Genomic DNA, 20,787 nt, shown 5'->3' on the forward strand with positions numbered 1-20,787 from the left:
GGTGAGTGGCGACGAACCACCGGGGCGGCTGTGCGGTCGGAACCGGACGACCGGGTAGGGTCTGACGCCGTGCCCGGCAATCCACGTCCCGCCACCGTGCGTCCCGTCCGGCTCGGCGACCTCGCCGCCCGACTGGCGCTGACGCCGCCGGAGGCCGCCGCCGAGCCGGCCGTCACCGGCGTCACCCACGCCAGCCAGGAGGTCCGTCCCGGCGACCTGTACGCCGCCCTGCCCGGCGCCCGCCGGCACGGCGCGGAGTTCGCCGCCGCCGCGGCCGCTGCCGGCGCGGTGGCCGTGCTGACCGACCCGGCCGGCGTGGCGCTGGCCGCCGACGCCGGGCTGCCCGTGCTGGTCGTCGACGACCCCCGGGCCGCGCTCGGTGAGGTCGCCGCCATGGTCTACGGCGACCCGACCGCCGGGCTGACCGTGATCGGGGTGACCGGCACCGCCGGCAAGACCTCCACCAGCTACCTGATCGAGTCCGGCCTGCGCGCCGCCGGGCACACCACCGGCCTGATCGGCACCGTGGAGACCCGCCTCGGTGACCTGGTGGTGGACAGCGTCCGGACCACCCCGGAGGCCACCGACCTGCACGCCATGCTCGCGGTGGCCCGCGAGCGGGGGGTGGACGCGGTGGTCATGGAGGTGTCCAGCCACGCGCTCGCCATGGGCCGGGTCGGCGGGGTCCGGTTCGACGTCGGCGGCTACACCAACTTCGGCTCCGACCACCTGGACTTCCACGCCGACGAGGCGGACTACTTCGCCGCCAAGGCCCGCCTCTTCGACGGGCGCTGCCGGGTGGAGGTGCTCAACCACGACGACCCGGCGCTGCGACCGCTGCACAAGCCGGAGACCGTGACCTACTCGGCGGCCGGCGACCCGACCGCCACCTGGTGGGCCGACGGGATCGACGGGGAGGGCTACGCCCAGCGCTTCACGCTGCACGGCCCGGACGGGCTGACCCTGCCCACCGCCGTGGCGCTGCCCGGCCGGCACAACGTGGCCAACGCGCTGCTGGCCGTCGCCACCCTGGTCGCCGCCGGCGTCGACCCGGCTGTCGCGGCGCGCGGCGTGGCCGCCTGCGGCGGCGTGCCCGGCCGGCTGGAGCTGGTCAGCGGCGACGCGCCGGTACGCGGGGTGGTCGACTACGCGCACAAGGCGAACGCCATCGAGGCGGTGCTGACCGCGCTGCGCGGCCTGACCGACGGCCGGCTGGTCTGCGTGCTGGGCGCCGGCGGCGACCGGGACCGGGGCAAGCGCCCGGTGATGGGCGAGGTGGCCGCCCGGGGCGCCGACGTGGTGCTGGTGACCGACGACAACCCGCGTACCGAGGACCCGGCCCTGATCCGCTCCGAGGTGCTGGCCGGCGCGTACGCCGCCGCCACACCGGCCCGGATCATCGAGGTGCCCGGCCGGCGGGCGGCGATCGAGGAGGCGGTCCGGGTGGCCGAACCGGGTGACGTGGTGGCGGTGCTGGGCAAGGGCCAGGAACGTGGCCAGGAGATCGGCGGCGAGGTGCTGCCGTTCGACGACCGGGTGGAGCTGGCGGCGGCGCTGCGCGCCCGCTTCGGTGACCTGGTGGGTCGGCGATGATCCCGCTGACGCTGGCCGAGGTGGCCGCCGCGGTCGACGGTCGACTGACCGGCGCCGACCCGGAGGCCCGGGTCACCGGGACGGTGGAGTTCGACTCCCGCAAGGTGGCGCCGGGCGGGCTCTTCGTCGCCTTCCCCGGCGAGCGGGTCGACGGCCACGACTACGCCGCCGGCGCGGTGGAGGCCGGCGCGGTGGCCGTGCTCGGCACCCGGGAGGTGCCCGGCGTGCCGATGGTGCTGGTCGACGACGCGCTCGACGCGATGGGCCGGCTGGCCCGCGCCGTGGTCGACCGGCTGCCCGAACTGACCGTGATCGGGCTGACCGGCTCCTCCGGCAAGACCACCACCAAGGATCTGATCGCCCAGCTGGCGGTCCGGCTCGGCCCGACCGTGGCGCCGCCCGGATCGTTCAACAACGAGCTGGGGCACCCGTACACCGCGTTGCAGGCCACGCCGGAGACGCGCTACCTGGTGATGGAAAAGGGCGCCCGGGGGGTGGGCCACGTCCGTTACCTGTGCGACGTGGTGCCGCCGCGGATCTCGGTGGTGCTCAACGTGGGGGTGGCGCACCTCGGCGAGTTCGGCTCGGTGGAGGCCATCGCGCTGGCCAAGGGGGAACTGGTCGAGGCGCTGCCCGCCGACGGGCTGGCCGTGCTGAACGCCGACGACCCCCGGGTCGACGCGATGGCGTCGCGCACGCCGGCCCGGGTGGTCCGCTACGGCGAGTCCGCGCACGCCGACGTGCGCGCCGTGGACGTGACGCTGGACGGCCGGGGACGGCCCTCGTACACGCTGGTCACCCCGGAGGGCAGCGCCCCGGTGCGGCTCGGGTTGACCGGCCGGCACCAGGTGTCCAACTCCCTCGCGGCCGCGGCGGTCGGCCGGGAGCTGGGCCTGCCGCTGCCCGACCTGGCGGCGGCGCTGAACGAGCTGGGTCTGGTCTCCACCCGGCGGATGGACGTCGTCGAACGCTCCGACGGCGTGACGCTGATCGACGACTCGTACAACGCCAACCCGGCCTCGACCGGCGTGGCGCTGCGCGCCTTGGCCAGCATGCGCGGCGAGGGGCGTACCGTCGCGGTGCTCGGCTACATGGCCGAGCTGGGCGACTTCGAACGGGAGGGACATCAGCAGGTCGGCCGGCTCGCGGCCGAGCTGGGAGTGGACCGGCTGCTCGTGGTGGGCGAGCCGGCGGCGCCGATCCACGAGGGCGCGACAGCGGTAGGCAACTGGGGAGGAGAGTCGGTGCTGCTCACCGATCAGGCGGCGGCCGTCGAGGTGCTGCGGAGCGAGCTGCGTCCGGGCGACGTGGTGCTGGTGAAGGGCTCCCGGTACCGGACCTGGGAGGTGGCCGACGCGCTGCTCGCGGACGCCGGTGCGGACGGGACGGAGGGCGGCGCCGCATGAGGGCGGTCATCGTCGCCATCGGGGTCGCGTTCCTGATCTCGCTGTTCTGCACCCCGATCGCGATCAAGGTGTTCGCCCGGCTGAAGGCCGGCCAGCCGATCCGATCGAACCTCGGACTCGCGAGCAACGAGGGCAAGAAGGGCACGCCGACCATGGGCGGCGTGGTCTTCATCCTGGCCACGGTGATCGCGTACGTCGCCGGGCACCTGGCCCTGACCACGCTGCCGGACGCGCAGATCGCGCAGGTCGAGCCGACCATCACGGCGCTGGTGCTGCTGGGGCTGATGGTGTTCTCCGGCGCGGTCGGCTTCATCGACGACTTCCTGAAGGTCCGCAAGCGGCACAGCGGCGGCCTCAACAAGCGGGGCAAGCTGGCCGGGCAGATCCTGGTCGGCGCGGTCTTCGGCGCGGTGGCGGTCTACTTCCCGTCGAGCATGACCGACGTCAGCGGCAACGCGACCAACACCGAGACGGTGGGCAGCACCACGCTGAGCTTCATCCGGGACATCCCGGCGCTGGAGATCGGCAAGATCGGCGCGGTGATCGTCATCATCATGGTGGTGATGGCGGCGACCAACGGCGTCAACCTCACCGACGGCCTGGACGGCCTGGCCACCGGCGCCTCGGTGATGGTGCTCGCCGCGTACGCGTTGATCGCGTTCTGGCAGTACCGGCACTGGTGTGCGGACCCGAACTACCCGGCCGGGGAATACTGCTACACCGTGCGCGACCCGCTGGAGATCGCGCTGATCGCCGGCGCGGCGGCCGGGGCCTGCGTCGGCTTCCTCTGGTGGAACACCTCGCCGGCCCGCATCTTCATGGGTGACACCGGTGCGCTCGGGCTGGGTGGCCTGATCGCCGGCATGGCGATGTCCACCCGGACCGTCCTGCTGCTGCCCATCCTGGGCGGCCTGTTCGTGATCATCACGATGTCGGTGGTCATCCAGATCATCTCGTTCCGCACCACCGGCAAGCGGGTGTTCCGGATGTCGCCGCTGCAGCACCACTTCGAGTTGGCCGGCTGGAGCGAGGTCAACATCGTGGTCCGGTTCTGGATCATCGCCGGGATCGGCGTGGCCATCGCGCTGGGCCTGTTCTACAGCGAGTTCCTCGCCGCGGTCAGCTAGGTGTAAGGAAGGGCCCCTTCTTAACAGACGTCTGTTAAGAAGGGGCCCTTCCTTCAGTTCCGACACGCCGACCGGGCGGTTGCGCCACGGGCGGGCGGGTCGAGCCGCCATGATGGGCGGGTGGGGGAGGGACGAGACATCCAGGCCAGCAGCGACCCGCCGACCCGCCGCGCGCCCGCGGCCACGCCGCCGGCCGATCCACCGGCCGTCGCGGCGGGCTGGGATCCGGCCGGCGGCCTGGCCGCGTTGCGCGGCCTGCTGGCCCGCCCGCTCGCCTCCTACTACCTGCTGCTGTCCAGCACCGGCCTGCTGCTGCTGATCGGCCTCACCATGGTCTTCTCCGCGACCAGCGTGAAGGACTTCGCCGAGGGTGGCGACGCGTCGGCGTCGCTGACCAAGCAGGCCGTCTTCGCGGTGATCGGCATCGGCGCGTTCTGGGCCTGTCAGCGGCTGCCCGCACGCACGTTCCGGGCGGTGAGCCGCCCGGCTCTCGGCGTGGCGGTGGCGCTGATGCTGCTGCTCAACCTGCTCGTCGCGCTGGAATCGCTGTTCGGGGTGGCGTCCATCGGGCCGTTGAAGGCCGAACTCCTGTCGCTCTCCCTCGGCCCGATCTCGCTGCAACCGGTCGAGGTGGCGAAGTTCGCGCTGGTGCTGTGGGCGGCGCACGTGCTGGCCCGCAAGGGCGCCGCGCTGGGCTGGTGGCGGGAACTGGCCACGCCGCTGTTCCCGGTGGTCGGTCTGCTGTTCGTGCTGGTCGGCTTCAACGACCTGGGCAGCATGCTCTGCCTGCTGGCGCTCGTGGTCGGGCTGCTGTGGGCGGCCGGCGTGCGGGGCCGGGTCTTCGCCGCGCTCTCCGCGATCGGGCTGGCCGGCATCGGCCTGCTGGTGGCCGCCGCCTCGCTCGGCGCGGGCTCGGGCTCGCGGGACGCCGACAACTACCGGCTCGGCCGGCTCACCATGTGGCTCGACCCGCCGTCCCCGAAGACCTGCTTCGAGCAGGAGCTGGACTACTGCTACCAGCTCGTGCAGGCCCGCTACGCGATCGGCAACGGCGGCTGGTTCGGCGTCGGCCTGGGCCAGAGCTCACTGAAGTGGAACTACCTGCCCGAGGCGCACAACGACTTCATCTTCGCCATCGTCGCCGAGGAGCTGGGCGTGGTGGGCTGCACCGTGATCCTGGCGCTGTTCGCCGTGCTCGCGTACACCGGGATGCGGATCGCCCGCCGGGTCGAGGACCCGTTCCGCCGGCTCGCCGCCGCCGGCGTGACCGCCTGGCTGGTCGGCCAGGCCGTGATCAACATCGGCGGCGTGACCGGCCTGCTGCCGCTGACCGGCGTACCCCTGCCGTTCATCTCCGACGGCGGCAGCGCCCTGGTGGTGACGCTGGCCGCGATCGGCATGCTCGCCTCCTTCGCCCGCGCCGAGCCGGACGCGGCCCGCGCCCTGCATGCCCGTCCACCGGCCCGATGGGTCCGACTAGTGTGGGCCCCGTTGCCGCCGCTTCCCGGCCGGCGCCGTCGACCGGCGCCGCCCCCGGCGGACCGTGGGTCCGTGCCCCGGTCCCGGCAGCGACGGCAGGACGACCAGGCCGCGCCGCGCGGCGCCCGGCCCGACCGGGCGCGCGCCGGCTCGGCGAGCGAGAGGAGACGCTGATGGGTCCGCTGCGTTCGGTGGTGCTCTGCGGAGGGGGTACGGGCGGGCACATCTACCCGCTGCTCGCCTTCGCCGACTGCCTGCGCCGACACGACCCGAGCGTCCGGATCACGTGTCTGGGCACACCCAAGGGCCTGGAGAACGAGCTGATCCCGCCGGCCGGCTACGACCTGCGCCAGATCCCGGCCTACCAACTGCCCCGGTCGGTCAACATGAGCCTGGTGCGCACGCCGGACCGGATGTGGAAGGCGGCCCGCGCGGCGGGCAAGGTGATCGACGAGGTCCAGGCCGACGTGGTGATCGGCTTCGGCGGGTACGTCTCGGTGCCCGGCTACCTGGCCGCGTGGCGCCGCGACCTGCCGATCGTCATCCACGAGGTCAACGTGCCGCCGGGCGTGGCGAACCGGCTCGGCATGAAGTTCACCAAGAACGTCGCGGTGGGCTTCCCGCACCAGCCGGCCCAGGCCGAGGCCCTGCGCGACGCCCGGGTGGTCGGCGTACCGCTGCGTCGTGGGATCGCCGGGCTGGACCGGGCCGCCCTGCGCGACGCCGCCCGCGCCCACTTCGGGCTCCGCCCCGACCTGCCGGTGCTCTTCGTGGCCGGTGGCTCGCAGGGCGCCCGTTCGATCAACCTGGCGGTGTCCGGCGCGGCGAAGGAGCTGGCCCGCAACGGCGTGCAGGTGCTGCACGTGATCGGCGCCCGCAACGAGCCGGTCTCCGTCCCCACCGACCTGCCGGTGCCGTACGTGACGCTGCCCTACCTGTCCGAGATGGAGCTGGGCTACGCGGCGGCCGACCTGATGCTGGGTCGGGGCGGCGCGATGACCTGCGCCGAGGTCGCCGCGATCGGCCTGCCCACGATCTACGTGCCCTACCCGCACAGCAACCAGGAGCAGAAGCGCAACGCGCTGCCCGTGGTGGAGGCCGGCGGCGGTCTGCTGGTCGACGACGCCGAGGTGACCCCGGCCTGGGTGGAGCGCACGGTGATCCCGCTGATCCGGGACCCGCAGCGGCTCTGGACGATGAGCCACGCCGCGGCCGCGTACGGCCGGCGTGACGGGGACGTGGCGTTGCTGAACTTCGTCTACGAGGCGGTGGGCCGGTAATGGGCCGCGCCGCGACGGGAAGGTACCTCTCATGAACACCGCGCAGTTCACGCCCGCCGGCACGACGACCGCGGAGGACCTGGGCCGGATCCACCTGATCGGGGTGGGCGGGGTCGGGATGGCCGGCCTGGCCCGGCTCTTCCTCACCCGGGGCCTGCCGGTCTCCGGCAGCGAGCTGCGGGAGTGGCCGTCCCTGGCCGGCCTGCGGGCGCTGGGCGGGACGATCCACTCCACGCACGAGGCGGCCAACCTGGACGGGGTGGACACGGTCGTCTACTCCTCGGCGATCCCGCAGGACCACCTGGAGATGGTCGAGGCGCGCCGGCGGGGCCTGCGGGTGCTGCACCGCTCCGAGGCGCTGGCGGCGGCGATGACCGGCCGGCGCACGGTGGCGGTCGCCGGCACGCACGGCAAGACCTCCACCACGTCGATGGTCACCATGGTGCTCCAGCAGGCCGGCGCCGACCCGTCCTTCGTCATCGGCGGGGAGATCTCCGAGGTCGGCTCCGGCGCGCACCACGGCACCGGCGAGCACTTCGTGGTCGAGGCGGACGAGAGCGACCGTTCCTTCCTCATCTACCGCCCGTACGTGTCGATCATCACGAACATCGAGGCGGACCACCTCAACACGTACGGCGACCTGGCCAACCTGGAGGCCGCGTTCGCGGAGTTCGCCCGCCTCACCGACCCGGACGGGTTCGTCGTCACCTGCGCCGACGACGCGGGCGGCCGGCGGCTGGCCGAGACGCTGCGGGCGGAGGGGCGTCGGGTGTGGACGTACGGCGAGTCCGCCGACGCCGACCTGCGGATGAGCGACGTCACCTCCTCCGCCCAGGGGGTGCGCTACCTGGCCGAGGTCGAGGGCCGGTCGCTGGGCGAGATCCGGCTGCCGATGCCGGGGCGGCACATGGCGCTCAACAGCGCCGCCGCGGTGCTCGCGGCGTACCTGCTGGAGTTGCCGGTGGCGGCGGCGGAGGCCGCGCTCGGCGCGTTCCCCGGCGTGCGGCGGCGGTTCGAGCGCAAGGGCGTCGCGGACGGCGTGCTGGTCTACGACGAGTACGCCTACCACCCGACCTCGATGACGCTGGCCCTGCAGACGCTGCGCGAGGTGGCCGGCGACGGACGGCTGATCGTGGTGTTCCAGCCCTACCGGCTCTATCGCACCCGGGACCTGCAGGCGGAGATCGCCGCCGCCCTGGGCATCGCCGACGAGCTGGTGCTGCTGGAGGTGTTCGGCCCGGGCGAGATGCGCCGGCCCGGCGAGGGCTCGGCCGCGTTGATCGAGGCGGTGCCGCTGCCGGCCGGGCACAAGGTGTTCGTCGAGGCGTGGGACGACGTGCCGGCCGAGGTGGCCCGGCGGGCCCGCACCGGAGACGTGGTGGTGACCATGGGCGCGCCGCCGATCTCGCTGATGGGCGACCAGTTGCTGGACGCGTTGCTGGCGCGCACCGGAGGCGCCGCGGCGCTGGGCGCCGGCGTCGACCCGGACGGCGCGGCGGCCACCGCCGGATGAGCCCGGGGCCGGCCCGCGGCCGCACCTCCGGTCAGGACGGCGGGTCGGGGCGGCGCAGCCCGGTCCGGCGCTGGCAGCTGGTGCGCGCCGGCGCGGACGCGGTGCCGCCGTCCACCCGTCGCTTCATGGCCCGGGCCCGGCAGCGACGGATGCGGGCGGCGCTGCCCTGGGCGGTCGCCGCCGCGGTGGCGGCCGTCGCCGGGCTGGTCGCCTGGACGGTGCTCGGCACCGGCCTGTTCGGCGTGCGCGACGTCCGGGTGGTCGGTGCCCGCACGGTCACGCCGGTGGAGATCCGGGACGCCGCGGCGGTGCCGGACAACGCGCCGCTGGCCCGGGTGGACCTGGCCGCGACCGCGCGCCGGGTGGGCGCGCTGCCGCCGGTGGCGCGGGCCACGGTGGAGCGGGACTGGCCGGGGACGCTGGTGATCCGGGTCGAGGAGCGGGTGCCGGTGGCGGCGGTGCCGCAGGGCGAGCGGTTCGCGGTGGTCGACAACTCCGGTGTGGTCTTCCAGCACCTGGACCAGGCGCCGGCGGGGCTGCCGCTGGTCCGGGTCGCGCGCCCGGGCCCGGACGACCCCGGCACCCGGGCCGGGCTGGCGGTGCTGGCCGCGCTCGGTCCGAAGCTGCGCGCGGAGCTGGTCGCGGTCGACGTGGCCGGGCTGGCCCGGATCACGTTGCTGCTGCGCGGCGACCGCGAGGTGTTCTGGGGGGACGCCTCGCGCGGCCCGGAGAAGTCCACGGTGGCCACCGCGTTGCTGGGGCGCCGGGCCGACCGGATCGACGTCAGCGCCCCGGACGTGGTCACGTTCCAGTAGCCCCGGTGCGGCGAGCGGCTCTTGTGTCCCGGGTCGCTCGGTCGGCGACACGCCGGAAGGGTCCTTGGCTCCTGGCGCGGCGGCGCATACGTTGCCCCGAAGAGATCAGTGGTTGACATAGCCCTAAGCCTCTAGTAGAGGGTGAGGGTTCAGCCGTCGGAGAGTTCAGGGCAGATGCTCCGCCGCTGGTCCGGCCAAGCCGTGTGGGGTCGGCCCATGCCAATCTCGAAGGGAAAGGACCGGAGATGACACCTCCGCACAACTACCTGGCGGTCATCAAGGTCGTCGGCATCGGGGGTGGCGGCGTGAACGCCGTCAACCGGATGATCGAGGTTGGGCTCAAGGGCGTCGAGTTCATCGCGATCAACACCGATGCGCAGGCGCTGCTGATGAGCGACGCCGACGTGAAGCTCGACGTGGGCCGGGAGCTGACCCGGGGGCTGGGTGCCGGCGCCAACCCGGACGTCGGCAAGAACGCCGCCGAGGACCACCGGGACGAGATCGAGGAGGTGCTCAAGGGCGCCGACATGGTCTTCGTGACCTGCGGCGAGGGCGGCGGCACCGGCACCGGCGGCGCGCCGGTGGTGGCGAACATCGCCCGCAAGCTCGGCGCGCTCACCATCGGCGTGGTCACCCGGCCGTTCTCGTTCGAGGGCAAGCGCCGCCAGGTGCAGGCCGAGGCGGGGATCGAGGAGCTGCGCAACCAGTGCGACACGCTCATCGTCATCCCGAACGACCGGCTGCTGGCCCTCGGCGACCGCAACATCTCCATGATGGACGCGTTCCGCACCGCGGACCAGGTGCTGCTCTCCGGTGTCCAGGGCATCACCGACCTGATCACCACGCCGGGTCTGATCAACCTGGACTTCGCCGACGTGAAGAGCGTGATGAGCGGCGCCGGCAGCGCGCTCATGGGCATCGGCAGCGCCCGGGGCGAGAACCGCGCCGTGGAGGCGGCCGAGGCGGCCATCTCCAGCCCGCTGCTGGAGCAGAGCATGGACGGCGCGCGGGGCGTGCTGCTGTCCATCGCCGGCGGCTCGGACCTCGGCCTGTTCGAGATCAACGACGCGGCGCAGCTGGTCACCGACGCGGCCCACCCGGACGCGAACATCATCTTCGGCGCGGTCATCGACGACGCGCTCGGCGACGAGGTGCGGGTGACCGTGATCGCGGCCGGCTTCGACGGGGGCGCTCCGGCGTACAAGGCGGTCGAGCCGCCGCGCAAGAGCAACCAGAACCCGCCGGCGCAGTCGAACGCGCCGGTGAGCCCGCCGGCCACCATGCCGGCCCCGCAGCAGCCGTCGCGCCGGGTGCTCTTCGACGATGTCGACGTGCCCGATTTCCTCAAGAACGGGTCCTGAGCCGCCCCGATGACGGAGTCACCCCTGACGGTGCGGCCGGAGCGTCGCACCGAGCTCGCGGCCGGGCTGGCCCGGGTCCGGTCCCGGATCGCGGACGCCTGCGCGGCGGCCGGCCGGTCCCCGGACTCGGTCACCCTGGTCGCGGTCACCAAGACGTACCCGGCGGTCGACGTGCTCGCGCTGGCCGAGCTGGGGGTGCGCGACGTGGGGGAGAACCGGGACCAGGAGGCGGCGCCGAAGGCGGCGGCGGTGGCCGCCGCCGGGGCCGCGCCGCGCTGGCACTTCATCGGCCAGCTGCAACGCAACAAGGCCCGGTCGGTGGTCCGGTACGCCGACGTGGTCCAGTCGGTCGACAGCGTCCGGCTGGCCGCCGCGCTCGGCACCGCCGCGACCGCCGTCCGGGACCGGCCGTTGGACGTGTTGGTGCAGGTGAGTATCGACGGCGACGCGGCCCGGGGCGGGGCGCTGCCGGGCCTGGCCGACCCCGATCGGGGGCTCGACCCGGTGGCCGCGGCGGTGGCCGGCGCGGACGGGCTGCGGCTGGCCGGCCTGATGGCGGTGGCCCCGCTGGGCTGGGAGCCGGACCGGGCGTTCGCCCGGCTGGCCGAGGTGGCGGGGCGGCTGCGCGGCGACCATCCGGGCGCCACGGTGCTGTCGGCGGGGATGAGCGGCGACCTGGAGAGCGCTGTCGCGCACGGCGCGACACATGTCCGCGTCGGCAGCGCGTTGCTCGGAATGCGCCCCACGCTGGGGTAGCCTGACCACGACGGAAGCAAATTACATCAGTGTTGTTCAGGACGGCGTTCCCGTAGCCGGGGGCCGTGGCGGGCGGGCCGCGAACCGCACGTCAGGGGATTGCCGATCCGGTCCGGTGGGCATGATCGTCCACTCGTGATCAAGCGACACGGCACGGGGGCGCGTGCCGCACGGCGGACGGAAGGGCGCGGGGATGGGTGCACTGCGCAAGGCGGGGGTCTGGCTCGGTCTCGTCGAGGAGGACGACGAGCGGGCGTACGAGGACGGTGGCTACGACAAGGGTGGCTACCGGGACTCGTCGCGCTACCGGTCGAGCCGGTACGCCGAGGAGTTCGCCGACGAGGACGACGACGAGGCCGACGAGCCGCCGACGACCCGGAGCCGGGTCGGCGAGCGGGGTCGGCTGAGCGAGCGCACCGGCCGCGCCGTCGACGCCGACCGGTCCGAGATCGAGCGCCCGGAACGGGCCGAGCGGACCGAGCGCTCCAGCGTCCGGTCGATCACCCGCTCCTCCGACGGCTCCGGCGCGCTGAGCTACCACACCCGGGACAACCTCGCCCTCGCGCCGCAGGCCCAGCCGCGCGAGCGGGTGGTGGCTCCGGAGGAGGAGCAGCGCTACCAGATCACCACCCTGCACCCGACGACGTACCGCGAGGCGCGGACCATCGGCGAGCACTTCCGGGACGGGGTGCCGGTGATCATCAACCTCACCGAGATGGACGAGGCGGACGCCCGCCGGCTGGTGGACTTCGCCGCCGGGCTCGCGTTCGGCCTGCGCGGTACGATCGAGCGCGTGACCAACCGGGTGTTCCTGCTCTCACCGGCCAACGTCCAGGTCACCGCGGAGGACAAGGCCAAGATCGCTGAGGGCGGCTTTTTCAGCCTGAGCTAGCCCGCACGACCGAGGGACGTCGCCTACCGTGTTGTCGATCCTGTTCCAGGTGCTCTACCTGCTGCTGTACTTCTTCCTGCTCGTCCTACTTGCCCGATTTGTTCTCGGCGCGGTGCTGGCCTACGGTCGCCGCTGGCAGCCGGGGCGCGGCGCATCGGCGGGACTGGAAGTCGTGTGGAGCGTCACTGATCCGCCCCTGCGAGCGTTGAGGCGTGTGATCCCACCACTGCGAATTGGTACCGTGAGCATCGACCTGGCCTCCCTTGTGCTCCTGGTTATCCTGTTCGTGCTGATGGAGTTCGTGTTACAGCGCCTGATCGTGGCGTTCGCCTGACCAGAGCGCTTTCGCGGCCGCAACTGACCCGAGGAGTTTCGATGCCGCTGACCCCGGCCGACGTCCACAACGTCGCCTTCAAAAAGCCGCCGATCGGCAAGCGGGGGTATGACGAGGAGGAGGTCGACGCCTTCCTGGACGAGGTCGAGCGTGAGCTGGCCCGTCTGATCGAGGAGAACAACGAGCTGCGCGCCCAGGTGGAGCGCGGCGGTCGGGGTGGCGCGCCCGCCGGCCCCGGCGGCGACGCCCGCCTCGCGGCGGAGCTCAACGACGTCAAGGCCCAGCTCGACCGGGTGCAGCGCGACAAGGCGGCCGCCGAGCAGGCGGCCCGGGCGATGCAGGCCGAGCTGGAGCAGGTCCGCACGCAGGGCGGCCCGGCAGGGGTGACCGGGGACGGCGAGCAGCAGGCGCTGCGCGTGCTGATGATGGCCCAGCGCACCGCGGACGACCACGTCTCCGACGCCCGGCGCGAGGCCGACAGCCTGCTCTCCGAGGCCCGGTCCAAGGCCGAGGAGGTCACCCGCGAGGCGCGGGCCAAGGCCGACGCCCTGGAGCGGGACGCCCGCCAGCGGCACCAGGAGGCCATGGGCGGCCTGGACGCCAAGCGGACCGCGCTGCAGAAGCACATCGAGGAGCTCAAGCAGTTCGAGCGGGAGTACCGCACCCGTCTCAAGGCCTACCTGGAGAGCCAGCTGCGTGACCTGGACGGTCGCGGGCAGGGCCTCGAGGTCGAGATGAACCGCGCCGAGGGCACCCGTGCCGCCGGCGGCAGCAACGGTCTCGCCACGGCCGGCCTCGCCGGCTCGTACGGCGGCGGCCGCGCCGGCTCGCTCGAGTCCGGCCGCTGATCCCGCGTCGGTGGCCGTCCCCGGGACGGCCACCGACCGCCCAGACCGACACGACGCGGCCGGGGGTGAGCTGTGATAGCCGCGAGCGTCCTGCTCATCCTCGTCGCGGTCGTGCTGCTGGTGGTGGGCCTGGCCGGTGGGTCGAGCCCGCTGCTGATCGTGTCGATCGCGGCCAGCCTGCTGTCCGCCGTCGCCTTCGTCGCGTTCGCCCGCCAGGCGGCCGCCGCGAGGACCACGGCGGGTCGGGAAGCCGGCCCGCGCACCCGGACCGCGCGCTCCGGCCCGTCCCCGGACGAGCCGGTGAGCCCGGTCCCGCACCACACGTCGACGGTCGGCGCCGGCGGATCCGGGTGGCGGCAACCGCCCGGGTCGCCGGTGGCCGAGCCGTACGACCCGCCGGCCGACGCCTGGGCGCCCCCGGTGCCCCGCGCCGCCGGCCGCGCCGAGGTGACACCGACCTCGCCCGCGCCGGGCGACCTGTCCGAGGGTGAGCCCCCGGCCGAACACCTCACCGCCGGCGAACTGGCCCGGCTGGTGCGGCTGCCGGAGGAGGTCCGGGTCGTCGACGGCCACCCGCGCTTCCACCTGACCGACTGCCCGCACCTGGTGGGCCGGGCGGACGAACCACTGCCGGTCGCCGAGGCCGTCGAGCTCGGCTTCACCCCGTGCGCCCACTGCGCCGCGGGCACCACGTTGCTCGCCGACGCCCGGCCGTACTGACCATGACGATCGCGGACACCCCGCTCACCGTCGCGGTGCGCGTGAAGCCCGGCGCGTCCCGGGCCCGGGTGGGCGGTCGCCACGACGGGCCGCACGGTCCCGCGCTCGTCGTCGCCGTGCACGCGCCGGCGGTCGACGGCCGGGCCACCGAGGCGGTCCGGCGGGCGCTGGCGGACGCGCTGGGCGTCCGGCCCGCCGCGGTGTCGCTGCGGTCCGGCGCGACCAGCCGGGACAAGATCTTCCTGGTGGCGCACCCGCCCGACGGGTTGCCCGAGGTGCTGCGTCGGCTGCGCGACGGCAGCGCCGGGTGAGGAACCGTCGGGCCGGTCGGCGATGACCCCGGGGCTGAACCTCGCGCTGCTGGTGGGCGCGGCCGTGCTGCTGGTCGCGGTGGGCGCGGTGCGCTTCTCCACCCGCCTCGGCGTGCCCAGCCTGCTGGTCTACCTGGCGCTGGGCGTGCTGATCGGCGAGGCGGGCCTGGGCATCGAATTCGACGACGTCGAGCTGACCCGGGTGCTCGGGTTCTGCGCGCTCATCGTGATCATCGCCGAGGGCGGGCTGAGCGCCCGGTGGAGCACGCTGCGCCCGGTGCTCGGCCTGGCCTCGGCGTTGTCCACGGTCGGCGTGGTGGTCAGCATCGTGGTGGTCGGCGTGGTGGTGCACCTGCTGCTGGACCTGGACTGGCGGCTGGCCCTGCTCTACGGCGCGGTGCTGTCGTCCACCGACGCGGCGGCGGTCTTCGCCACCCTGCGCCGGCTGCGCCTGCCACCGCGACTGGTGGCCACGCTGGAGGCCGAGTCCGGGATGAACGACGCCCCGGTGGTCCTGCTGGTGCTGCTGCTGTCGCGGGCCGGGGCCGAGGCGGCCCACCCCTGGTGGTACGAGGCGCTGGTGCTCGGCTACGAGCTGGGGGCGGGCGCGGCGGTCGGGGTGGGCGCCGGCCTGGCCGGGCGGTACGCGCTGCGGCGCGCCGCGCTGCCCTCGTCCGGGCTCTACCCGATCGCGGTGGTCGGCTTCACGGTGCTGGCGTACGCGGCCGGCTCGGTGCTGCACGCCTCCGGCTTCCTGGCCGTCTACGTGGCCGGGGTGCTGCTCGGCAACTCCCGGCTGCCGCACCGGCAGGCGATCCTCGGCTTCGCCGACGGGCTGGCCTGGCTGGCCCAGATCGGCCTGTTCGTGCTGCTCGGTCTGCTGGTGTCGCCGAGCCGGCTGGACGCCGCGGTGCTGCCGGCGGTGATCACCGGGCTGGCCCTGCTGCTGCTCGCCCGGCCGCTGTCGGTGGCGGTGTCCGCGCTGCCGTTCCGGGTGAACCTGCGCGAGCAGCTCTTCCTGTCCTGGGCCGGCCTGCGCGGGGCGGTGCCGATCGTGCTGGCCACCATTCCGCTCTCGCTGCGGGTGCCCGGCGCGGACCGGCTCTTCGACGCGGTGTTCGTGCTGGTGGTGATCTTCACGCTGCTCCAGGCCGGGACGCTGGCCCGGGCGGCCCGCCGGTTGGGCGTGACCGCGCCCGCGGAGGCGAGCGAGATCCTGCTGGAGACCGCGCCGCTGGAGCGGATGCGGGCCGACCTGCTCCAGCTGGAGGTGCCGGCCGGCTCCCGGCTGGCCGGGGTGCACGTGGACGAGCTGCGGCTGCCGGTGGGCGCCGCGGTCACGCTGGTGCTGCGGGACGGGGTCGGCTTCGTGCCCGGTCCGGACACCCGGCTGAAGGTGGCGGACAGCCTGCTCATCGTCGCCACCGCCGGGGTGCGGGACGCCACCGAGCGGCGGTTGCGGGCGGTCAGTCGACGGGGCCGGTTGGCCCGCTGGTTTGGCGAGTACGGGGAGGACCGGACCGGCTGATCTGCTAGCGTTCCTTTTGCCCCGGTTAGTGGCATTCCGGGGCGGAAAAGCGGAGCGACGGTGCGGCACGTTGTCGGACGCCTGTACGTTCCGTATTCTTGCCAACCTCCGGAGTGCGCGGCGCGGTCGCCGTGCGCCCGTCTGTTCGTGGGGGACGCCGGCGCCGGTGACCCCTGCCCACGTACCGCTGAGCGCCGCGCCCACGCGGCTGAGGGAGCTGACGATGGCGAAGCCAGCCGAGACCAGGACCGCCGGCCGCAAGCCGGTGGCGAAGGCCACCCGCAGCGCGGCGGAGACCGAGAAGATCCGGGCCGCCCTGGCGGCACGGCGGGACGAGCTCAACGCCGAGTACGATCAGACGCTGAGCGAGATCACCGAGCTGCAGCGCGACCGGCTGACCGACTCGGCCGGGGACGACCAGGCCGACACCGGCACCAAGACGTTCGAGCGCGAGCAGGAGATCTCACTCGCCAACAGCATCAAGGAGCGGATCACGCAGGTCGAGCGCGCGCTGGAGCGGCTCGACGAGGGTGGCTACGGCTGGTGCGAGCGGTGCGGCAACCCGATCCCGGTGGAGCGGCTCGCCGCGTTCCCGTCGGCCACCCTCTGCGTGAGCTGCAAGCAGCTGGAGGAGCGGCGCTGACGTCCGCTCCCCGGCGGCCGTACGGCAGACGGTGACCGCCACCGTCGCGAGCGTCGATGGGGAGCAGATGACCGCAGCACCGCCCGCCGGTTCCGGCACCACCGAGACAGGCGCCGGCGCGCCCCGCCGAAAGGCGGTCGGCCTGCTGCTCGGCGTGTCCCTGGTCTCGCTCCTGGCGGACCTCGGCACGAAGCAGCTCGCGCTCAGCGAGCTGCCCGGCCGGGAGGAGCCGGTGTCGGTGCTCGGCGGCGCCGTCTACTTCACCCTCACCCGCAACAGCGGCGCGGCCTGGAGCATCGGCTCCGACCACACCTGGGTCTTCCCGCTGATCACGTTCGGCGTGATCGGCTGGATCGCCTGGATGGCGCTGCGGCTGCGCTCGCTGCCCTGGGCGGTTTCGCTGGGTCTGGTGCTGGGCGGCGCGCTGGGCAACCTGGCCGACCGGATCTTCCGCGCGCCGGGGCACTTCGTCGGCCACGTGGTCGACATGATCAGCGTGTTCGGCCCGTACGGTGAGTTCTTCCCGGTGTTCAACCTGGCCGACAGCTCGCTGTTCTGCGGCGTGGTGCTGGCGGTCTTCCTGGAGCTGACCGGCCGGCAGCGCGACGGCTCCCGGGCCGCCGCGAAACCCGCCACCGAGGACGCCCCGGCCGACCAGAAGGAGCGCGCGTGACCGCCGCGTTCGCCACCGGCGGCGACCACCGGTCCTTGCCCGTCCCGGACGGGCTCGACGGCATGCGGCTGGACCAGGCCGTGTCCCGACTGTTCGGGCTGTCCCGCACCGCCGCGGCGGCGCTGGTGGACGCCGGGGACGCGCTGGTCGACGGCGCGGTCCGGGCCAACTCGCACAAGGTCCGGGCCGGCTCCTGGCTGGAGGTCACGCTGCCCGCGCCGGCCGCGCCGCCGACCGTGGTGCCGCAGGCCGTGCCCGGGCTGACCGTCGTCTACGCCGACGACGACATCGTGGTGGTGGACAAGCCGGTCGGGGTGGCCGCCCACCCGAGCCCCGGCTGGACCGGCCCGACCGTGATCGGCGGGCTCGCCGGCATCGGTCACCGGATCTCCACCAGCGGCGCCGCCGAGCGGCAGGGCGTGGTGCACCGGCTCGACGTGGGCACCACCGGAATCATGACGGTGGCCAAGAGCGAGCTGGCCTACACCGCGTTGAAGCGCGCGTTCAAGGAACGCGAGGTGGAGAAGCGCTACCACGCCGTGGTGCAGGGCCACCCGGACCCGCTGCGCGGCACCATCGACGCGCCGATCGACCGGCACCCCCACCACGACTACCGCTGGGCGGTCGTCTCTGGGGGCAAGCCGAGCATCACCCACTACGACACGCTGGAGGCGTTCCCCTCCGCCAGCCTGCTCGACGTGCGGCTGGAGACCGGGCGTACGCACCAGATCCGGGTGCACTTCTCCAGCATGCGGCACCCCTGCGTCGGTGACCTGACCTACGGCGCCGACCCGACGCTGTCCGCCCGGCTCGGCCTGGCCCGGCAGTGGCTGCACGCCCGCTCGTTGAGCTTCGCGCACCCGCGCACCGGCGACGAGGTCACCTTCGTCAGCGACTACCCGGACGACCTGGCCCGGGCGCTGGAGATCCTGCGCGACTGACGTGACCGACCGTCCCGCGCCGCCGCGCCGGTCGCGTGCCGCCGCGCTGACCTGGCTCGCCCTCGCCTGTGCGCTGATCGTGCTGGTCGTGGGCGTGGCACAGCGGCGGGACCGGCCGGTGGGCGACCGCACGGTGGGCGAGGTGACCCGGGTCGGCGTGGCCGACGGCGACGCGGTGCCGGCGTACCTGCGCGCCGCCGGGGACGAGCTGGCCCGGCTCGACGCGCCCGACGGCTACGCCCTGGTCTCGTTCAGCGCCTACCTGACGCCGGCCCGGGTGGCGTCCACGCTGGGCGGCACGCCGGTGTCGGCCGTGGTCGCCCGGGTGCCGCTGCCGGGCCGGCAGACCGAGATCGTGCGCATCGCCGCGCTGCGCCTGCCCGACGACGTGGCCGGCGGGATGGCCGAGGTCGCCGCGCGCAAGGACCGCGAGGCGGCGGACTACCGGGCCCGCGCCGCCGCCCCGGCGGCCACCGCCGACCCCGAGGCGCGCCGGGTGTACGCCACCGGGGCCGAGGTGGCGGCCCGGGAGGCGGACGCCTACCGGGCCGGGTGCGCCTGCGTCTACGCCGCCGTGGTGCGGGGCGGGCCGGACGCGCTGCGCACGCTCGCCGCCCGTCCCGGCGTACGCGGGGTCGACCCGGCGCCGGAGGTGACCCGCCTGGACCGCACGGTGTTCACCCCGCCGCTGCCGGAGCAGCGCGACGTGGCCCGGCCGCCGGCCGACACCGGGTTGGCGTCCGGCGACGGTATGGGTGATTCGTCGGAAGCCGCACCGACGGTGAGCGGACCCTCACCCGTCGCCCGCCCGGCCGCCACCGGGTCCGGGTCGCCCAATCCCGCTCCCACCTCCTGAGACACCCCGGTGCGCGACGGCGCGACGGGTGACACGGTGAGGAGGGCCACCGGGCGATGTGCGGAGCGGGGAGTGGTCCGAATAGGGTTTCGTTCGTAGCCTGTCAGGCGGAGATCGATGGGCTGGGGGAGGGCGAATCCTTGGACGGCAGCGAGACCGGCTGGGGTCGGCAGGGTGAGCCGGCACCGCGGTGGCGGGCGCTGCTCGACCGGGCCCGCCTGGGCGGTCGCGGCGCGGAGCACACCGACGCCGAGCGGCGCGCCGAGGAGAACCCGGCACCACCACCCGAGCCGTTGCCGCGTCGCGGCGCGGGCAACGGGTGGACCGGCCGCGCCGCCGCCGTCGGCCGCGCTGCCGACGGGTCGTACGGCGCCGAGCCCGGCTACCGCGCCGAGGCCACGTTCCGGGTCGATCCCGCCTTCCGCGCCGACCCCCGCCTCGACGGCGAGCCGGCCTACCGCGCGGAGCCCGCGTACCGCGCCGACCCGGAGCCGGCCGCGCCGAGCTGGCGGGCCGAGCCGACGTACGCCCCCGAGCCGTCCTGGCGCGCCGAGGCGCCCCTCGCCCCGGAACCACGCGCGGAACCGTCGTGGGGCGGCGAGCCGGTCCCCGAGCCCCGTGGGCGGGCCGAGGCGCCGGTCGAGTCCCGCTACGCGCTGCTCGACGGCGGCTACCGGCCCGCGCCGCCCCCGGCGGAGTCCCGCTACGCGCTGTTGGACCGGGGCCGCTACCGCCCGGAGACCCCGCCCGCCCCGGAGCCGGTGCTGCCCGCCCCGCGACGGCCGGTGGAGGCCCGGCCCGGCCCGGTCGAGCCGGCGCCGGCGCGGTGGCGGGCCCGCGCCCCGCAGCAGGACCCCGAGCTGGAGCGGGCGACCGGGGTGCTCCGCCGCGAGCTGGGCACGCCCCGGGTGCTCGCGTTCGCCAACCCCAAGGGCGGCGTGCACAAGACCACCGCGACCGTGCTCGCCGCGGCCACCGTGGGCAGCGTGCGCGGGCGCGGCGTGCTCGCCTGGGACGACAACGAGCTGCGCGGCACGCTCGGTCTGCGGGCCGGCAGCGCCCGCCACGCCCGCACCATCCGCCACCTGGTCCACGACCTGGCGCAGATCGAGATCCTGGAGGGTGACACGCTGCTGTCGCACCTCGACGACTACCTGCGGCACGCCTCCGACGGCTCCTACGACGTGCTGGCCGGCGAGGAGAGCCCACGGTTCGCCCAGCGCCTCGACCAGTTCACCGTCAAGCGGGTGCTGGAGCTGCTGCGCCGGACCCACGAGGTGGTCTGCGTGGACACCGGCAACAACGTGGAGAGCCCGAACTGGCGCACCGTCATGCAGGCCGCCGACCAGCTCGTGGTGACCACCGTGCCGCGCGAGGACGCCGCCTTCAGCGCCGACTGGATGCTCGACCTGCTGCACGAGGTCGGCATGGGTGAGCTGGCCGACAACGCGGTCACGCTGATCTCCTGCCCGACCCCGGGTCGCACCTCCCTGCAGGACGACCTGGAGCGGCACTTCGCCACCCGCACCCGGGCGGTCGCCGTGGTGCCCTACGACCCGGCGCTGGAGACCGGCTCCTCGATCGAATACCACCAGCTCCAGGCGGAGACCCGGGACGCCTGGCTCAAGGCGGCCGCGGTGATGGTGGAGCCGTTCGCGCGCTGACCGCCCACCACCGCCCCGCGCCGGGCCCCGGCCTGAGAGGATCACCG

The 20,787-nt window shown here is 74.4% G+C and carries 20 protein-coding genes; all 20 read left to right on the forward strand.

The window, feature by feature from the left end; genetic code table 11:
- Positions 1–30 precede the first annotated feature (30 nt).
- The 20 genes from COO58_RS28765 to COO58_RS28860 all read left to right on the forward strand — a co-directional run bounded on the left by COO58_RS28765 (position 31) and on the right by COO58_RS28860 (position 20,740).
- A complete protein-coding gene (locus COO58_RS28765; RefSeq protein ID WP_176559009.1) occupies positions 31–1,593 on the forward strand; it encodes a UDP-N-acetylmuramoyl-L-alanyl-D-glutamate--2,6-diaminopimelate ligase in 1,563 nt (520 codons plus the stop codon).
- Positions 1,590–2,999, forward strand: coding sequence for a UDP-N-acetylmuramoyl-tripeptide--D-alanyl-D-alanine ligase (gene murF / locus COO58_RS28770; protein ID WP_098748048.1), 1,410 nt, complete (start codon positions 1,590–1,592; stop codon positions 2,997–2,999). The genes COO58_RS28765 and murF overlap by 4 nt, the downstream gene beginning before the upstream one ends.
- On the forward strand, positions 2,996–4,126 hold the full coding sequence (gene mraY, locus COO58_RS28775; protein WP_098748050.1) for a phospho-N-acetylmuramoyl-pentapeptide-transferase: 1,131 nt from the start codon (positions 2,996–2,998) through the stop codon (positions 4,124–4,126). The genes murF and mraY overlap by 4 nt, the downstream gene beginning before the upstream one ends.
- A gap of 237 nt (positions 4,127–4,363) precedes the next feature.
- Positions 4,364–5,779 carry an FtsW/RodA/SpoVE family cell cycle protein gene (locus tag COO58_RS28780; RefSeq protein ID WP_172968085.1) on the forward strand — a complete coding sequence of 472 codons (1,416 nt, stop codon included), beginning with the start codon at positions 4,364–4,366 and terminating at the stop codon, positions 5,777–5,779.
- Positions 5,779–6,885, forward strand: coding sequence for an undecaprenyldiphospho-muramoylpentapeptide beta-N-acetylglucosaminyltransferase (gene murG, locus COO58_RS28785; protein WP_091573282.1), 1,107 nt, complete (start codon positions 5,779–5,781; stop codon positions 6,883–6,885). The genes COO58_RS28780 and murG overlap by 1 nt, the downstream gene beginning before the upstream one ends.
- Positions 6,886–6,916: 31 nt before the next feature.
- Positions 6,917–8,398, forward strand: coding sequence for a UDP-N-acetylmuramate--L-alanine ligase (gene murC, locus COO58_RS28790; RefSeq protein ID WP_091573283.1), 1,482 nt, complete (start codon positions 6,917–6,919; stop codon positions 8,396–8,398).
- Positions 8,395–9,213, forward strand: coding sequence for a cell division protein FtsQ/DivIB (locus tag COO58_RS28795; protein ID WP_091573284.1), 819 nt, complete (start codon positions 8,395–8,397; stop codon positions 9,211–9,213). The genes murC and COO58_RS28795 overlap by 4 nt, the downstream gene beginning before the upstream one ends.
- A gap of 245 nt (positions 9,214–9,458) precedes the next feature.
- Positions 9,459–10,574 carry a cell division protein FtsZ gene (gene ftsZ, locus COO58_RS28800; protein ID WP_091573285.1) on the forward strand — a complete coding sequence of 372 codons (1,116 nt, stop codon included), beginning with the start codon at positions 9,459–9,461 and terminating at the stop codon, positions 10,572–10,574.
- Between the two features lie 9 nt (positions 10,575–10,583).
- Positions 10,584–11,330 (forward strand): YggS family pyridoxal phosphate-dependent enzyme, encoded by a 747-nt coding sequence (locus COO58_RS28805; RefSeq protein WP_098748051.1) that lies wholly within the window; start codon positions 10,584–10,586, stop codon positions 11,328–11,330.
- A 193-nt stretch (positions 11,331–11,523) separates the two neighbouring features.
- Positions 11,524–12,222, forward strand: a complete 699-nt coding sequence (locus COO58_RS28810; RefSeq protein WP_098748053.1) for a cell division protein SepF — start codon at positions 11,524–11,526, stop codon at positions 12,220–12,222.
- A gap of 28 nt (positions 12,223–12,250) precedes the next feature.
- Positions 12,251–12,556 (forward strand): YggT family protein, encoded by a 306-nt coding sequence (locus tag COO58_RS28815; RefSeq protein WP_091059628.1) that lies wholly within the window; start codon positions 12,251–12,253, stop codon positions 12,554–12,556.
- 41 nt (positions 12,557–12,597) lie between these two features.
- Positions 12,598–13,404 (forward strand): DivIVA domain-containing protein, encoded by an 807-nt coding sequence (locus COO58_RS28820; RefSeq protein ID WP_091573288.1) that lies wholly within the window; start codon positions 12,598–12,600, stop codon positions 13,402–13,404.
- 72 nt (positions 13,405–13,476) lie between these two features.
- Positions 13,477–14,124 (forward strand): hypothetical protein, encoded by a 648-nt coding sequence (locus tag COO58_RS28825; RefSeq protein WP_098748054.1) that lies wholly within the window; start codon positions 13,477–13,479, stop codon positions 14,122–14,124.
- Positions 14,125–14,126: 2 nt separating this feature from the next.
- Positions 14,127–14,435: a DUF167 domain-containing protein gene (locus tag COO58_RS28830; protein WP_091573290.1), complete on the forward strand. Its 309-nt coding sequence runs from the start codon at positions 14,127–14,129 to the stop codon at positions 14,433–14,435.
- A gap of 22 nt (positions 14,436–14,457) precedes the next feature.
- Positions 14,458–15,963 carry a potassium/proton antiporter gene (locus COO58_RS28835; protein ID WP_091573291.1) on the forward strand — a complete coding sequence of 502 codons (1,506 nt, stop codon included), beginning with the start codon at positions 14,458–14,460 and terminating at the stop codon, positions 15,961–15,963.
- 223 nt (positions 15,964–16,186) lie between these two features.
- On the forward strand, positions 16,187–16,606 hold the full coding sequence (locus COO58_RS28840) for a TraR/DksA C4-type zinc finger protein (RefSeq protein WP_098748056.1): 420 nt from the start codon (positions 16,187–16,189) through the stop codon (positions 16,604–16,606).
- A gap of 67 nt (positions 16,607–16,673) precedes the next feature.
- The gene (lspA, locus tag COO58_RS28845) at positions 16,674–17,279 is read left to right on the forward strand and encodes a signal peptidase II (protein ID WP_091577199.1); all 606 of its coding nucleotides are present in this window, start codon (positions 16,674–16,676) and stop codon (positions 17,277–17,279) included.
- Entirely contained in the window at positions 17,276–18,220 is a 945-nt protein-coding gene (locus COO58_RS28850) for an RluA family pseudouridine synthase (RefSeq protein WP_091573293.1), read from the forward strand. Before lspA ends, COO58_RS28850 begins: the two co-directional genes overlap by 4 nt.
- A gap of 1 nt (position 18,221) precedes the next feature.
- A complete protein-coding gene (locus tag COO58_RS28855; RefSeq protein WP_091573294.1) occupies positions 18,222–19,076 on the forward strand; it encodes a hypothetical protein in 855 nt (284 codons plus the stop codon).
- Between the two features lie 140 nt (positions 19,077–19,216).
- Positions 19,217–20,740 carry an ATPase gene (locus tag COO58_RS28860; RefSeq protein WP_091573295.1) on the forward strand — a complete coding sequence of 508 codons (1,524 nt, stop codon included), beginning with the start codon at positions 19,217–19,219 and terminating at the stop codon, positions 20,738–20,740.
- Positions 20,741–20,787: the final 47 nt, after the last annotated feature.

It is taken from the genome of Micromonospora sp. WMMA1996 (assembly GCF_002573675.1).
Lineage (GTDB): Bacteria > Actinomycetota > Actinomycetes > Mycobacteriales > Micromonosporaceae > Micromonospora > Micromonospora sediminicola.

Excerpts from the sequence above, each read along its gene's own strand:
- murF (WP_098748048.1), top strand. The coding sequence starts at position 1,590 with ATGATCCCGCTGACGCTGGCCGAGGTGGCCGCCGCGGTCGACGGTCGA.
- mraY (WP_098748050.1), top strand. The coding sequence starts at position 2,996 with ATGAGGGCGGTCATCGTCGCCATCGGGGTCGCGTTCCTGATCTCGCTG.
- murG (WP_091573282.1), top strand. The coding sequence starts at position 5,779 with ATGGGTCCGCTGCGTTCGGTGGTGCTCTGCGGAGGGGGTACGGGCGGG.
- murC (WP_091573283.1), top strand. The coding sequence starts at position 6,917 with ATGAACACCGCGCAGTTCACGCCCGCCGGCACGACGACCGCGGAGGAC.
- COO58_RS28795 (WP_091573284.1), top strand. The coding sequence starts at position 8,395 with ATGAGCCCGGGGCCGGCCCGCGGCCGCACCTCCGGTCAGGACGGCGGG.
- ftsZ (WP_091573285.1), top strand. The coding sequence starts at position 9,459 with ATGACACCTCCGCACAACTACCTGGCGGTCATCAAGGTCGTCGGCATC.
- COO58_RS28805 (WP_098748051.1), top strand. The coding sequence starts at position 10,584 with ATGACGGAGTCACCCCTGACGGTGCGGCCGGAGCGTCGCACCGAGCTC.
- COO58_RS28810 (WP_098748053.1), top strand. The coding sequence starts at position 11,524 with ATGGGTGCACTGCGCAAGGCGGGGGTCTGGCTCGGTCTCGTCGAGGAG.
- COO58_RS28820 (WP_091573288.1), top strand. The coding sequence starts at position 12,598 with ATGCCGCTGACCCCGGCCGACGTCCACAACGTCGCCTTCAAAAAGCCG.
- COO58_RS28830 (WP_091573290.1), top strand. The coding sequence starts at position 14,127 with ATGACGATCGCGGACACCCCGCTCACCGTCGCGGTGCGCGTGAAGCCC.
- COO58_RS28835 (WP_091573291.1), top strand. The coding sequence starts at position 14,458 with ATGACCCCGGGGCTGAACCTCGCGCTGCTGGTGGGCGCGGCCGTGCTG.
- COO58_RS28840 (WP_098748056.1), top strand. The coding sequence starts at position 16,187 with ATGGCGAAGCCAGCCGAGACCAGGACCGCCGGCCGCAAGCCGGTGGCG.
- lspA (WP_091577199.1), top strand. The coding sequence starts at position 16,674 with ATGACCGCAGCACCGCCCGCCGGTTCCGGCACCACCGAGACAGGCGCC.